Annotated in this window: 12 protein-coding genes; 10 read left to right on the plus strand and 2 right to left on the minus strand. The window is 40.0% G+C overall.

Features of this window, described 5'->3' with window-relative positions; all coding sequences use genetic code 11:
- Positions 1-229 precede the first annotated feature (229 nt).
- Positions 230-1,441 carry an MFS transporter gene (locus MUB24_RS08030; protein WP_244702950.1) on the plus strand — a complete coding sequence of 404 codons (1,212 nt, stop codon included), beginning with the start codon at positions 230-232 and terminating at the stop codon, positions 1,439-1,441.
- 104 nt (positions 1,442-1,545) lie between these two features.
- Here the strand turns inward: MUB24_RS08030 and MUB24_RS08035 are convergent, their stop codons facing one another.
- Positions 1,546-1,770 (minus strand): hypothetical protein, encoded by a 225-nt coding sequence (locus tag MUB24_RS08035; RefSeq protein WP_244702953.1) that lies wholly within the window; start codon positions 1,768-1,770, stop codon positions 1,546-1,548.
- 133 nt (positions 1,771-1,903) lie between these two features.
- On the opposite strand from MUB24_RS08035, the gene MUB24_RS08040 reads away from it, so the two are divergent.
- The 7 genes from MUB24_RS08040 (at position 1,904) to MUB24_RS08070 (ending at position 10,740) form a co-directional block, all read left to right on the plus strand.
- Positions 1,904-3,454, plus strand: a complete 1,551-nt coding sequence (locus tag MUB24_RS08040; RefSeq protein ID WP_244702955.1) for an NAD(P)H-hydrate dehydratase — start codon at positions 1,904-1,906, stop codon at positions 3,452-3,454.
- A 215-nt stretch (positions 3,455-3,669) separates the two neighbouring features.
- Entirely contained in the window at positions 3,670-4,863 is a 1,194-nt protein-coding gene (locus tag MUB24_RS08045; protein WP_244702958.1) for a M20 metallopeptidase family protein, read from the plus strand.
- Between the two features lie 86 nt (positions 4,864-4,949).
- Entirely contained in the window at positions 4,950-6,686 is a 1,737-nt protein-coding gene (locus tag MUB24_RS08050) for an ABC transporter substrate-binding protein (protein ID WP_244702962.1), read from the plus strand.
- 136 nt (positions 6,687-6,822) lie between these two features.
- Positions 6,823-7,779 (plus strand): ABC transporter permease, encoded by a 957-nt coding sequence (locus tag MUB24_RS08055; protein WP_244702964.1) that lies wholly within the window; start codon positions 6,823-6,825, stop codon positions 7,777-7,779.
- A gap of 74 nt (positions 7,780-7,853) precedes the next feature.
- On the plus strand, positions 7,854-8,780 hold the full coding sequence (gene opp4C, locus MUB24_RS08060; protein WP_244702966.1) for an oligopeptide ABC transporter permease: 927 nt from the start codon (positions 7,854-7,856) through the stop codon (positions 8,778-8,780).
- A gap of 5 nt (positions 8,781-8,785) precedes the next feature.
- Entirely contained in the window at positions 8,786-9,772 is a 987-nt protein-coding gene (locus MUB24_RS08065) for an ABC transporter ATP-binding protein (protein ID WP_244702968.1), read from the plus strand.
- A complete protein-coding gene (locus MUB24_RS08070) occupies positions 9,769-10,740 on the plus strand; it encodes an ABC transporter ATP-binding protein (RefSeq protein ID WP_244702969.1) in 972 nt (323 codons plus the stop codon). Before MUB24_RS08065 ends, MUB24_RS08070 begins: the two co-directional genes overlap by 4 nt.
- A gap of 49 nt (positions 10,741-10,789) precedes the next feature.
- Here the strand turns inward: MUB24_RS08070 and MUB24_RS08075 are convergent, their stop codons facing one another.
- Positions 10,790-11,224: a hypothetical protein gene (locus tag MUB24_RS08075; RefSeq protein WP_244702970.1), complete on the minus strand. Its 435-nt coding sequence runs from the start codon at positions 11,222-11,224 to the stop codon at positions 10,790-10,792.
- Between the two features lie 168 nt (positions 11,225-11,392).
- Here MUB24_RS08075 and MUB24_RS08080 point away from each other — a divergent pair, with 168 nt between their 5' ends.
- The gene (locus MUB24_RS08080; protein WP_244702972.1) at positions 11,393-13,420 is read left to right on the plus strand and encodes a Na+/H+ antiporter; all 2,028 of its coding nucleotides are present in this window, start codon (positions 11,393-11,395) and stop codon (positions 13,418-13,420) included.
- A 936-nt stretch (positions 13,421-14,356) separates the two neighbouring features.
- Positions 14,357-14,550, plus strand: a 194-nt coding sequence (gene tnpA, locus MUB24_RS08085) for an IS200/IS605 family transposase (protein ID WP_244702708.1), incomplete at its 3' end; no start/stop codon positions are given.

Consider the following 14,550-nt stretch of genomic DNA (forward strand, 5'->3'; position numbering starts at 1 on the left):
GACGATTATATAGATATGTTCTTCTATATCTGTGTCAATTTATGCCCTTTTTGTCCTCTTGGACGGAAGGGTATTTATTTTGCTTATTTGAGACAAGCTTACCTCTTTTAAACAATGTCCAGTGAGGCTTGAAAAGAGAATGGAGATGTTTGTTTGAGTGATCATTCAAAATCCATTCCTTCAAACTAGCAAGAACGTTTTTACAACAGAAGAAGGGTGGAAAAACAAGATGAATTACCAAAGGAAAACTGTCGTTGCGTCCATAACAGGTTTAACACTAGAAGGCATGGACATTATGTTTATTTCATTTGCCATGTCTATGATCGTCGCGGAATTTCATACTGATTTAGCCACAGGAGGGTTTATTTCTTCTATTACAAATATCGGGATGTTGCTTGGCGGAATGATCTTCGGCATTTTGGCAGATAAGTTCGGGCGTGTCCGAATCTTTACTTATACCGTTTTTTTGTTTGCGATCGGGACGGCATTAACTGGCTTGGCTGCGAATATTGAACAGATTTATTTATTTCGATTTATTGCTGGAATTGGTGCAGGAGGAGAATATGGTATTGGGATGGCCCTAGTAGCGGAGGCTTGGCCAAAACAGAAGCAAGGAAGGGTTTCTTCTTACGTTAGTACAGGAGCACAAATTGGTGTTATTCTGGCGGCGCTATTAAGTGCGATTATTCTTCCTCATTTAGGTTGGAGAGCATTATTTTTCGTTGGAGTGATCCCTGTAGTGTTTGCTTTTATTGTGCGGAGAAATCTAGGTGAATCGCCAGAATGGTTGGCTGCACAAAAGGAGAAAAAGAGCAGTCATAAACGAAGGGAAGGAAGATTAAGTGAATTGTTTCGTACGCCAAGAACAACGATGACAACCATTACCCTTGCCATCATGGCGACCGTTCAAATCGCTGGATATAACGGATTAATGATTTGGCTTCCAACAATGTTGCAGAAATCACAAGGGTTATCTGTATCAAGCTCAGCGTTATGGACCATCAGTACAGCAGTCGGAATGATCATTGGGATGTTGACTTTTGGGCAATTTTTGGATCGGCTAGGAGTAAAACGTTCCTATGGGATTTTTCTGCTTGCGTCCGCAAGTGCTGTCTTTTTATACTCTTTTGCAACGGGGAGTTATGGTGTATTAATCGGCGGTGCCATTGTTGGCTTTTTCTCTAATGGAATGTTTGCTGGGTATGGTGCCTTGATTAGCCGCTATTTTCCGGTCCACATTCGCAGCACGGCAACGAACACCATTTTTAACTTCGGCAGGGCTTTAGGCGGTTTTTCTCCTATTCTAGTTGGGCATCTATTGCAAAACTATAATATGATGACCGCAATGATCTATTTGAGTGCCTTATATATTATATCTTTTATCGTCATGCTAAGTCTTAAGCAAAGAACATCGCAGCCTACCAAATTGTCTGCGGCATAAATAATTTTTTAACTTCCTTACGCAAAGGAGTATCCAATAGGTCGTTTCGACATTTGGATACTCCTTTTTGCGTTACGAATGTCTGCGAAAATCCTGAATTTTTTTCATTCTTCTTCCACTGTTTTTCCTCTTGTCAGGCTCTCAAAATCTTTCATCTCATTATTTTTAAGATTTGTTACTTGAAAGGGATTAGTTGTTTGCTTTCTATCCGATCGTATCCCCATCTGACGTCTTCCTGATCCTGTAGGATCATTTAAAATTCCTTCATATTCCCCATCAAAATGCGGATCAGAATTTCCATCAATATTGCGTTTGTCGTCAGGCATCATGATCAGCTCCTTTCTAAATGTAGGTTAAGATATAGTAGGAAAAATATACATAATATACCGATGCTTTTTTTGCTTTTTCCTTCTATATGATTGAAAATGAAGTGTAAATCATCACTATTAGGGAGATGAAGACATGTTTATAGCAGGGCAAAGGGAAATGCAGGCATTGGATCGATACACGATCGAAAATATCGGTTTACCAGGGGTCGTCTTAATGGAAAATGCGGGAGCAAGGATTGTGGAAGAGATTATCGATCATGCTCCACACTCGAATCCGCAGGTAATGATTCTAGCCGGTGGCGGGAATAATGGGGGCGATGGTTTTGTTATTGCACGTAGGCTATTTGATTTAGGGCTAAAACCTATTCTTGGTTTGGTAGTCGATCCAAAGCGAATCAAGGGAGATGCCTTGGTCCATTATACATCGTATAAGAATCGTGGGTTGCCTATTTTTCATATTCGAAAGGAACAGCTTGAAAGGCTACAAGATGAATTGGAGCGTGTGGATATTATCGTGGATGCTATGTTAGGGACGGGTGTGAAGGGTCCTGTACGCTCTCCTATAGATGCGATTATTAATACGGTGAATCAATATGCCGGGAAAAAAATGATTCTGTCGGTTGATATTCCATCTGGCCTTTCAAGTGATGATGGTAGTGTGGAAGGGGTGGCGATCCAAGCGACGAAGACGATCAGCTTTGTTTTACCGAAAAAGGGCTTTTTCTTACAAGCTGGACCGAATTATATTGGAGAATGGCAGGTTGTTGACATTTCTGTGCCTCCGTCCATTATCGATGATCTGCATGTAAAAATGCCACGACTCTTGACGAGAAGTCTTATTCGCTCAGCTATACCTAAGCGTCCTGCGAATGGGCATAAAGGAACATTTGGCCATGTGCTTGTACTCGGTGGCTCACGTTCCTATGTTGGAGCCCCCATTTTTGCAGCGCGCTCAGCCTTTAGCAGTGGAGCAGGACTCGTAACATTGGCCGTTCCTGAAAATATTTACCCACTAATCGCTGGGCAGAATCCAGAATACTTATATCTTCCGTTAGATGAAGTGGAGGGTCATTTTGCTGATCAAGCGATTGAAACGCTCTCCACAAAAATGCCTCAAATGGATACAATCGCACTTGGACCTGGAATGGGTCGTTTTCCCAACGGAGAGGCATGGATGAAATCTTTCTTTTCGATTCTTACAGGACAATCCGTCGTCATCGATGCAGATGCTTTATATTTGATGCGAAATCAGTTGGATATGCTTCATACTTATGAGGGAGACATTATTTTTACACCACATCCTGGGGAAATGGCGACTTTACTAAAATGTTCCATAAAGGAAGTGGAAAAAAATCGCTTGGAAATAGCAGAAAACTTTGCAAAAGAATATCAACTTTATTTAGTCTTAAAAGGACATCGATCGATCATCGCTACCCCAGATGGGAAAACATATATCAATCCGCATGGCCACGATGCTTTAAGTAAAGGTGGGAGCGGTGATGTATTGACTGGTATGATTGCATCTTTTTTGGCTCAAGGGGCATCGGCGGAAGAAGCCATTATCACTGCCGCCTATTTGCATGCCAAGGCAGGAGAAGAACAAGCAAAGCGTTTGTCACGATATGGAGTTACACCACTGGACATAATCGAAGGGATTCGAAAACAATTAAATGAAATGATGTAGGGAAAATGAACCGAGGAAGTGCCTAGTATGATCACCATACATTCTTAGTGAATGGTGTTAACACTGGGCATTTTTCTTTCCCTTCATTTCGAAGCTGTAATTTTTTAAAATAATTTAGAAAAAAAGGGTTGAAAATTTTATGAATATCACATACAATAAATCAAAGTTATTAAATCCTATGAGTTTAATGGGTTTTGGAGAAAGGGGATCTCAAAGTGCAACAGACAAATCAAAGTGAATTATCATTGATTCACAAAGAATTGGAAAAAAATCTTCAAGAGATCATCAATTGGAGAAGGTACATGCATCAGCATCCTGAATTATCCTTTCAGGAGACAGAAACAGCTAAGTTCATTGAACAAAAGTTAGTAAGTTTTGATTTAGAAGTCAAAACAAATATTGGCGGGAATGGACTGATTGGCATCTTGAAGGGAGAAGAAGTGGGGCCAACCATTGCTTTAAGAGCTGATTTTGATGCACTTCCTATTCAAGATGAAAAAGATGTCCCCTATAAGTCCCAAAAACCCGGAGTGATGCATGCATGTGGGCATGATGGGCATACGGCTGCATTATTAGGGACAGCACAAGTTTTAAGTCAATTTCGGGAACATATAAAAGGAAGCATTATCTTTATTTTTCAACCTGCGGAAGAATTGCCGCCTGGTGGGGCGAAATTTATGATAGAAGACCATGTATTAGATGGCGTGGATTATGTGTTTGGTGCCCATTTGGCATCTGATATTCCGCTGGGGCAAATCGGTGTTGGGGAAGGTTTTACTTCTGCTGCGGTTGATAAATTTGACATTACGATCAAGGGAAAAGGCGGACATGGAGCAAGGCCTCATGAAACGATTGATTCCATTGTGATCGGCAGTGAGATTGTGAGCGCCTTACAAAAAATCGTCAGTCGTAAAGTAAACCCATTACAATCCGCTGTTGTGACGGTTGGGGTTTTCCAAGCTGGAAATGCGTTTAATGTGATTGCAGAAAACGCCAGAATCGAAGGGACAGTCCGTACATTTGATGAGAAAATAAGGATGCAAGTAAAGGATGATATCCACTCGATTGTGAAAGGAATCACGGCCGCCTTTCAAGCAGACTTTTCGATTGACTATCTGCTCGGGTATCCAGCCCTTTATAATCACAGCCAGGAAACAGAGCTAGTGAGAACCCTTTTCAAGGAAGAATTTTCAAATGAAGCTGTGATTGAACTAAAGCCTTCGATGGGGGCAGAAGATTTTGCCTATTTTCTACAAGAAAGGCCGGGAACCTATTTCCGCGTGGGGTCTCGGAATGAATATGAGCAAACACATTATTCCCATCATCATGCTAAATTTGATTTTGATGAACGGGCTTTACTTCATATTGAACGGGCATTTGTAAAAATTGTTGCGCATTATTTATTTTAATGATAAATCCGACTAGACAAAGTGGAAATATGAAGTTTGGAATATATTCTTCTAAAATAGAAATAGAGATAAAGGAATGAACAAGGATGAAACAATCAAAGATTACGATTTTTATAAGTATGATTCTGCTCAGTTTGATCATCGCTGCTTGCAGTTCAGGGGAAACATCAAAGGATGATCCAAATAAGTCAACGGATTCAGAAAAGAACGCAAATACAACGAGCGTTGTAGAAGATACTCAAATTGCGGCAGAGGATCCGTCCGCTTCCCCTTTATTAGCTGTAAATAGAGGAAACATGGTGGTGGTTGGCTTACAAGAACCCGGCGGAATTTTTACACCTTATTTTAATTCAAGTGGGTACGATGGGAACGTTCAATCCGTGATGTTTCCACCATTAGTCGATATCAATGAAGCAGGGGAACCAATCCCGGGTCTTGCGAAAGATTGGGATGTTTCAGATGATGGATTAACGTATACGTTTCATTTACGTGATGATTTGAAATTTGATGATGGAACCCCTCTAACCGCAGAGGATGTTGAATTTACTTTAACTCTATTGCATGACCCAAGCTATGGCGGAGGAACCGATATTACGGAAGCCAAAGTGGTGGGTGGTTTGGATTATAAAAATGGGGATGCTGATACGATCTCCGGTATTCAGGTGATCGATGAAAAGACAATAGAAATTAAAACAGAAGAAGTAAATGCTCGTTCCCTTAGACTACTTGGCGGTCAAGTTCTGAAGAAAGATTACTATGGAAAAGATTACAAAAAAGGAAATCTTGATTATTTAAACGCTTTGCATTTAAAACCTGTAGGGGCTGGACCATTTCGTTTTGTGGACTATTTGCCTGGGCAAGAAATTCGTTATGAAGCGAACGAATATTTTTATGACGGCAAGCCTGAAGTCGATCAATTTATCTATAAAACAACAGAAGGAGACTCTCAACAATTTTTCCAAACAGGTGAACTGGACTATAGCTCTTTAGCGGCAAACCAAGATAATTTTGAGTTTTTACAAGCCTTAGGATTTGCCAATATCAATGTGTATACATCTTCTGCTTATGGCTATATCACGTTCAATCATGAAAAGGAAATTTTCAAAGATCCGAAAGTGCGACAAGCGTTTATTTACGGGTTAGATCGGCAAACGATTATTGATACGTATTACCAAGGCTATGCGCAAGTGGCCAATGTGCCTGTTTCGCCAACATCTTGGGCTTACACAGATGAAATTGGCAGTACAGCTTATGATCCTGAAAAAGCGAAACAACTATTAGAAGAAGCGGGTTGGACAGAAGGAGCAAATGGTATTCGTGAAAAAGATGGCAAAAAGCTAGTCGTCTATTACTTTACGTCTGCTGGTGGATTAGGAGATACGCTGATTCCGATTGCGAAGGAAAATTATAAGGAGATTGGCATCGATCTTCAAGTAGAACAAATGGACTTTAATGCTTTGCTTTCGCGAGTAGAAAATGGCGATCACGATCTTGCTTCCTTCTCCACGACGATGCTAACAGATCCTTATAATGGGATTGACAGTTTCCATACAAAAACAAAAGATTCGATCATAAAAGGGTATGGAAATGAAAAGATTGATGCCTTGATCGATGCAACGATTGCGACCAATGATCAGGATGAACGGACAGCGGCCTTTCATGAACTATATAAAGCCTTAGATGAGGACCCTCCGGTGATATTAATGTCTTATACGAAAGTATTAAGTGGGACAAATGCACGTGTGAAGGGCTTTGAACCGAATGGCTATCGAGGAATTGCGCCTAGCTTGAAAAATTTGCAAGTAGTCGATGTGCAACAATAAAGTCTGCGGGATATAAGAGATTGATAGATGAGTGATTCAGGCGTATCCGGATATTAATACTCGGGTACGCCCCTATTATATAAGAAAGTGTTTAAAATGGTCATCGTCCTTTTGGATATACGGGGGGAGATAGAGTTTGAAAGGTTATGTTGTAAAAAGAATCTTGTATTTAATTCCCACTTTGATTGGAGCTTCTTTGCTTATTTATTTTTTGTATTCTTTGGTCCCAGGCAATTTTATTGATGCGGATCCGAATTTGACGGCTGAACGGAAGGCGGAGTTATATGCTCTCTATGGCTTTGATCAGCCAGTTTTAAAGCGATACTTTATCTGGATGGGGAATCTCCTTCAAGGGGATCTTGGGTATTCCTTACAATTTCAACGTCCTGTTGTCGAAGTGCTTGGAAATTATATATGGAGTTCCTTTTTTGTTGCCTTAGCTTCACTTATCTTGACATGGGCGATTGCGCTAGTGATTGGGGTTGTTTCTGCAACCCGTCAATATTCATTATTTGATTCATTAGCGACTGTGTTAGTTTTTGCTGGGATGGCGACGCCTTCCTTTTTTCTCGGGTTAATCTTAATTAAGTTTTTTGCGGTTGACCTTGGCTGGTTTCCGGCAGGGGGGATGATCACAACGGGGAGTAATCATACCGGCTGGGAATATGTGAAAGATGTGGGTCAGCATATGATTTTACCTGTGTTAGTTTTAACAATGTTGGGAATTGGAGGGTTAGCTCGTTATTTCCGGACCAATATGCTTGAGGTGATTCGGCAGGATTTTGTCCGAACAGCGAGGGCAAAGGGACTGAAGGAAAAAGCTGTCGTCTATAAACATGCATTAAGAAATGCTCTTTTACCCGCTATTACCTTATTTGCCTTTGAATTGCCTGCTTTGTTCAGTGGTGCCATCATTACAGAGCAAATCTTTAATTGGCCGGGGATTGGAGCGATTTACATGCAGGCTTTCACAGTTCGTGATTATCCTTTATTAATGGGCTTCACGATGTTTATTGCTCTTTTGACGGTGATCAGTAATTTATTGGCCGATCTGTTATATGGTGTCGCAGATCCGAGGGTTCGCTTAAAATAATATTTTTTATGAGAGAAAAAAGTGGATAGAAAGAATCCGTTCCTTTTCCTGTGAAAAGTAAGGAGTTGAAGCATATGGAAAATCCTTCTGTCATGACGGTGAATACGAAAGTAAAGTCAAGAAACCAAAAATCCTCTCTATGGAGACAGGTGTTCCGACGATTACTGAAAAAGAAAATCGCCCTCTCAGGACTAAGTTTTCTTATTTTTATTTTTTTATTTTCATTTATAGGACCATTATTTTCACCTTATGCGATTTCTGGGGTCGATCCTGCGAATATCAATCAGCCGCCAAGTGCTGCCCATTGGTTAGGAACAGATAAGTTAGGTCGCGACGTCTTAGCAAGACTGATGTTAGCTGGAAGAATTTCCTTAACAGTCGGACTGGGTGCGATGGCGATGTCCTTAACGATTGGTGCCTTATTAGGTGTACTGGCAGGCTACTATAAAGGGATTGTTGATCAAATTGTCATGAGAACAGCCGACATTCTGATGACATTACCTGGCTTACCCTTGTTATTTATTATGGCGGCGGTGATGTCAGAGTGGAAAGTACCAGCTGAACAGAGGCTATATATCGTGATGCTTATGTTGAGCTTAGTTGGTTGGCCAGGATTAGCCAGGTTGGTGCGAAGCCAGATTCTTAGTTTAAGAGAACGAGAATTTATTCAAGCAACAGATGCTTTAGGAATAAGGGACAGAAGAAAACTACTGAACCATCTATTACCCAATACCGTTCCTTTATTAATTGTGGCGGGAACGTTAAGTGTAGGGAGTGCTATTTTAAGTGAATCTGTCCTTAGCTTCTTTGGTTTAGGGGTTGTGCCGCCTACAGCATCTTGGGGGAATATGATTAATGCGGCGAATTCGCTTGTGGATTTTCAGAAGCGTCCTTGGTTATGGATTCCACCTGGTGTGGCGATCTTTCTAACGGTGATTAGTATTAATTTACTAGGTGATGGCTTGCGTGATGCAATCGATCCAAACATGAAAAGGAGGTAATAGACGTGTCACAAGGATCTATCTTGCAGGTAAATCACTTATTTACCCAATTTCAAACAGAAGCTGGGAATGTGAATGCGGTCAATGATGTTAGTTTTGAGATAAAAGAAGGGCAAACCGTTTGTTTGGTCGGAGAATCTGGATGTGGAAAAAGTGCAACAGCGATGTCGATCATGGGATTGATTGAACAATCATCAGGAGCGAAGTGTGAAGGCGAAATAATTTTCGAAGGAAAAGATTTGCTTAAAATGAAAAAGGGAGACTTGCGTAGGTTGCGTGGAAACGACTTTGCGATGATCTTTCAAGAACCGATGACCTCCCTTAATCCTGTCTTAACGATTGGCGAACAAATTATAGAGCCTTTGCTGGAACATACTTTGATCTCTAAGAAACAAGCGAAGCAAAAAGCAATGGAATTAATTGAGATCGTTGGGATTGGAAGAAGCAAAGAGATTTTTTCTTCCTACCCACATCAATTGAGTGGAGGAATGCTACAAAGAATTATGATTGCGATCGCTCTATGCTGTGATCCACGATTATTAATTGCCGATGAACCGACTACGGCTCTTGATGTAACCATTCAAGCACAAATTTTAGAATTATTGCGGGAACTAAAAGAGGAGCGCCAGATGTCGATGTTGCTGATTACCCATGATCTCGGGGTGGTCGCAGAAGTAGCCGATTATGTGATTGTCATGTATGCGGGAAAAGTGATCGAACATGCGCCCGTTGTTGAGTTATTTAAACATCCAAAACATCCTTATACTAAAGGCTTGTTGGAAGCTAAGCCTGTTATGAATCAACGCAAAGAGCTGCTTTATACAATTCCCGGCCAGGTACCTAACTTAATTGATTTGCAACCGTCTTGTTATTTTAGTGATCGATGTGAGCATTGTATGAGTATTTGTGTGGAGAAAAGTCCAGCGATGAAATCGATTAAGAATGGTCATGAAGTAGCTTGTTGGTTATATGAAGAAGAGGTGAGCGTATGACAGAGACAGCCCCTTTAATTGAGGTCGATCATTTGAAAAAATATTTCGGTGACTCCTCTTCAATTTTTAAACGGAATAAAGATGTTGTGAAGGCAGTAGACGGGGTGAGCTTTCAAATTGAAAAAGGCGAAACCTTTGGTCTTGTTGGTGAATCTGGTAGTGGAAAAAGTACGATTGGCCGCAGTATATTACGACTCCATTCCATTACATCGGGGGAAGTTCGATACAATGGGCAAAGTTTACACCATCTGTCCAAACAAGAAATGAGAGCTTTACGGCCGAAATTACAATTTATTTTTCAAGATCCGTTTAGTTCTTTAAATCCGCGGATTCGTATTGGTGATGCGATTGGAGAAGCCTTGCTGGATCATGGCTTATGCAGTAAGGAAGAAGTTAGGGGAAAAGTGTTAGAAGTATTGGAGATTTGCGGCCTTGCTCCTTATCATTATGATCGATTTCCTCATGAGTTTAGTGGAGGACAACGTCAGCGGATTGGCATCGCAAGGGCAATTATTTTAAATCCGGACTTCATTGTTGCAGATGAACCTGTGTCAGCCTTGGATGTTTCGATCCAGGCGCAAATTATTAATTTATTTAGTGAATTGCAAAAAGAAAAAGAGATCACTTTTTTATTTATTTCGCATGATTTAAGTGTTGTCGAGCATCTTTGTTCAAAAATAGGTGTCCTTTATCTAGGGACAATGATGGAGCTAGCCAGTCGGGATAAACTTTATGGTAATCCGCTGCATCCCTACACGAAAGCCCTGCTCTCCGCTGTTCCCATCCCGGATCCTACATGGAAACGAGAGCGAATCATTATTAAAGGCGATATCCCCAATCCAGCCAACCCACCAAAAGGTTGCAAATTCCATACGCGTTGTCCGTTAGCAAAAGATATTTGTCGTGTGAAGGTTCCGGAATTTCGTGAGGTTGAAGCCAATCATTTTGTTGCGTGTCATCTCGTATAGGAGAAAGGTTCCTCCTGATTCGAACGGAGGAACCTTTTCATATGTTTATTTAAGCTAATTCGATCCGAATACTTGGCTGGCCAGTTTGACTGGAGGCTTCCTCATAAAGTGTGCAGTTTTTAGACAACATTTGCTTGAGGATAGACAAGGAGTTTTCATCTATATGTAAATCTTTAATGCCTTTTTCAGTCCGTTGATAATCTCGACCTTCAATAAGATTAAATTTGAGCTTTAATAAGGTTTGTAGTCCTCTAATGGTTATAAATTTAATTTTGTAACCATCTAAAATAATCGAGGTAAAGGCTGCTTGATCTTGCTCAGCAAGTCGAACCAATTCATTGAAATCGAAATGTTCATTTATCTGAACCCAAGGGGTGATATCTTTTTTCTTGATTCGGTTAAGAATCTCTTGATTGGTTATGCCTTGACTTCTAAGTGTTTCAATCATATATGCAGTCGGTAAAGATATATGATGTAATTCCATGGAATCCCTCCCTAAATATCCTTCTATCATTATCCTATATAAAAAAATAGAAAGCCAGTTTTCCTTCTTATCCTTTCTTTAAAAATTAAGCGGATTTTTTGACACCAATAGGTTTAAAATAAGAAAATAAGATCTGTACATTATCCTGTTTTAAAAAGGAGCTTTTGAATGGCCCTATTAACAACCATTTTCCTATTATTAATTTGTTTATTAATATCAAACGTCATTAGCCATTATATCCCTATCATTCCAACCGCCTTAACACAAATCGCTTTTGGTGTGATGATCGCACTTGTCTTTAAGGATTTTTCCACTGAAATCAAAACAGAGTGGTTTTTGTTATTATTTGTGGCACCACTCCTATATAATGATGGTCGTTATTTTCCCAGAGAAGAATTGTGGAAGATGAGAGCGCCGATTTTTGGAAATGCGATTATTTTGGTTTTATTGACAACCATTGGTGGCGGCTATTTTATTCATTGGATGATCCCAACTATTCCTCTTGCTGCTGCATTCGCTTTGGCGGCTATTTTGTCACCAACAGATCCAGTTGCCGTCAATGGAATTGCGAAACGTATTCAAATTCCGGAAAAAGTGTTAAACCTTGTAAGAGGAGAATCTTTAATTAATGATGCTTCTGGATTGGTGGCCTTCAACTATGCCGTTGCTGCAGTGGTGACCGGTTATTTTTCGCTAAAAGAGGCGATTGTTGATTTTGCATACATGTTTATCGTTGGAGCTCTCTGTGGTTTAATTCTTGCGTTGCTTGTCACATGGATACGATACATGCTAAGAAAACAAGGAATTCATGATGTGACGTTTCATTCCTTGTTGCAGCTTATAACTCCTTTTGTTATTTTTATGATTACAGAGGAATTCTTGCATGCTTCCGGCGTTATTGCTGTTGTTGTGGCGGGGATTATTCATTCACTCATTAGAGAGAGAGCAGAAACAATTAATGCGGAAGAATATATTCTAACAGAAAATATATGGTCTGTTGTTCTATTTATTTTAAACGGAGTTGTTTTCTTATTATTGGGCTTAAATATCCCTTCTTCGATGAGGGATGCCGTATCCAACCCCAATATAGGGAATTGGTTAGCGATCGGATATGTGATCGTAATTGGATTTATCATCCTAGGAATCCGGTTTGTTTGGTCCTATGTTTTTTCGTATTATGATTATCGCTTTGGAAAGACAGAAGAGCCTTTAAAACCGAGCTTTATCACAACGCTACTGATTAGTTTAACAGGTGTTCGTGGTGCCGTTACCATGGCTGGGGTTCTATCGATCCCTCTTTTTATCATGAGTGGAGATGCCTTTCCTGAGCGATCTTTAATCCTCTTTTTAGCGGCAGGCGTGATCTTATTGACATTGATCGTTGCAACCGTATTTCTCCCTATATTGAGTAAGGAAGAATCAATGCCAGGAGAAAAATGGAATACGATCGATCTTGCATCAGCAAAGAGAAAAATATTATTATCGGCTATAAAAAAGCTTAACTCGGAAGTGAATGAAGAAAATAGTGCAGCGGCATTTGAATTAATAGAGGAATATAGGGGGATGTTGAGGCAAATTCAGCATCGCCTGGATTCAACGGAACAGGAATTTAATCAAGAGAAAATGAGAGAAATAAGATTAGCAGCCTTAAAAGTGGAAAGAAAATATATCTATGATGTAATGGAGAAGAAAGGAATGGATGAGGCGGCCTTCGAGTCCTTCGAAAAATCTCTCGATTATCGAGAGGAGGCTCTCTCTAATAATGCCCGTTCCCAAGCCTCCTACCTATTTGGCCGAATTCTGCGCGGGCTTAAACGGTTTAGAGGCCATAAACAGAAAGATAAAAAGGGAAGATTGGCCCACTATCGCAGAGGACAGATCATCCAAATAAAAGCTTTACAGGCAGCCGTCCATTATCTAGAGAATAATGAGGATATTTTTAAAGAAAAAGAAATGGTACAGGCTGTGATTTTAGATTATAAAAGAGTGTTGAACCGTTTAAAAAGGCCATATTCCGACTTTAATGAAAAAGTAGAGGAGAAAAAAGAAGAGCTCCGCATTAAAGTAATGGATATGGAACGCACGGAAATCCACGCTATGTATAAACAAGGAGAAATTAGTAGGGAACAAGCGAAGGAGCTAAGAAAATTTATTAATTATATCGAAAGTGTTACGTTATTTGAGCACGAGGAGTGAGGTTCGGAAGGTATCGACTACTTGGGTTAGCGATACCTTCCGAACCTTTGACATTGAAAGCTTGTTTTAAACTGTATCGCCCTATACATGAGAGTGGCATGCTTGCCATCCCGAGAGCGCCGGACCATTTTGGGACGAAGACAATTCAAAAATTGCTCATCACAGATACAAGGGTGAACGCCTCTCCTCAGGCAACGGTCATGTCTCATACAGCATGTATCCACATCATTGACGGGAGCACCTGGGCCACTGCATCCTGGCCCGCACCATCGATAACCAGGAAAAAGGCAACCGCGATTGTTTCTGCTAACCAACAAATCACCCCCATATTCTACAGTATGAAAATAGGGGGGGATTGCTTGAGTAAAAGCCTAAAAATCCCTCTTTATAAAAGACTTTAGTAACCTATTCCTCAATCGAAAGTTTGGTAAACATCAAGTGAAGTTGAAATGGTTGACAAGCTTCACTATCCTTTTTTAAAATAGTAAACTAAAGAGTAATAAAGTAACGAAACATACTTTTTTTATGTATGCTGTGTTCAATAAATAGCCTTACTTTGGTACCGATTTTGTAACATAATCGCTGAGCATTTTTGCTTATTTATAGTATAATAAAAGTATAGTATGCTCATTTATTCACGAAATCAGTCGTTCATTTTATGCTAGATAAAGAAGGAGTGAATTCATTTGTTCCTTATATTTTTTCGCCATAGTTTGTTCATATTTTCACGAAGTTAGGCTGAATTCAGTATGATTGTCTCGGATTGCACTTGTTAAAATATGTTCACTTTTTCACGAATAACATTGTCATAGTTTGTTCACTTTTTCACTAAGGAGGATTTAAGTTACAAATGCGTGGTTTAACTCCACCGTCTTTAGACGGTATCAGCTTTTAGCCTGTCCCTTAAATGTCCATACTTTAGATGAGGTGAAGGTATTGGACGGATATAGAAAAAGTAGTCATGCTGTATATGACATCAAATACCATGTAATTTGGGTGACCAAGTACAGATATAAGGTGCTACATGGACAGATTGCAATAAGGGCAAGGGAGCTGATAAGACAAGGTTGTGAAGCAAGAGGTATTACCATTTTGCAAGGAAGCGTTGGAAAAGATCATATTCATTTGTT

Origin of the sequence: Lederbergia sp. NSJ-179 (assembly GCF_022867885.1) — a bacterium.
Classification (GTDB): Bacteria; Bacillota; Bacilli; order Bacillales; family Bacillaceae_C; genus Lederbergia.

What these genes read in the sequence shown, in the direction of transcription:
- MUB24_RS08030 (WP_244702950.1), top strand. Translation starts at nt 230, where the DNA reads ATGAATTACCAAAGGAAAACTGTCGTTGCGTCCATAACAGGTTTAACA.
- MUB24_RS08070 (WP_244702969.1), top strand. Translation starts at nt 9,769, where the DNA reads ATGACAGAGACAGCCCCTTTAATTGAGGTCGATCATTTGAAAAAATAT.
- MUB24_RS08035 (WP_244702953.1), bottom strand. Translation starts at nt 1,770, where the DNA reads ATGATGCCTGACGACAAACGCAATATTGATGGAAATTCTGATCCGCAT.
- MUB24_RS08075 (WP_244702970.1), bottom strand. Translation starts at nt 11,224, where the DNA reads ATGGAATTACATCATATATCTTTACCGACTGCATATATGATTGAAACA.
- MUB24_RS08040 (WP_244702955.1), top strand. Translation starts at nt 1,904, where the DNA reads ATGTTTATAGCAGGGCAAAGGGAAATGCAGGCATTGGATCGATACACG.
- MUB24_RS08050 (WP_244702962.1), top strand. Translation starts at nt 4,950, where the DNA reads ATGAAACAATCAAAGATTACGATTTTTATAAGTATGATTCTGCTCAGT.
- opp4C (WP_244702966.1), top strand. Translation starts at nt 7,854, where the DNA reads ATGGAAAATCCTTCTGTCATGACGGTGAATACGAAAGTAAAGTCAAGA.
- MUB24_RS08080 (WP_244702972.1), top strand. Translation starts at nt 11,393, where the DNA reads ATGGCCCTATTAACAACCATTTTCCTATTATTAATTTGTTTATTAATA.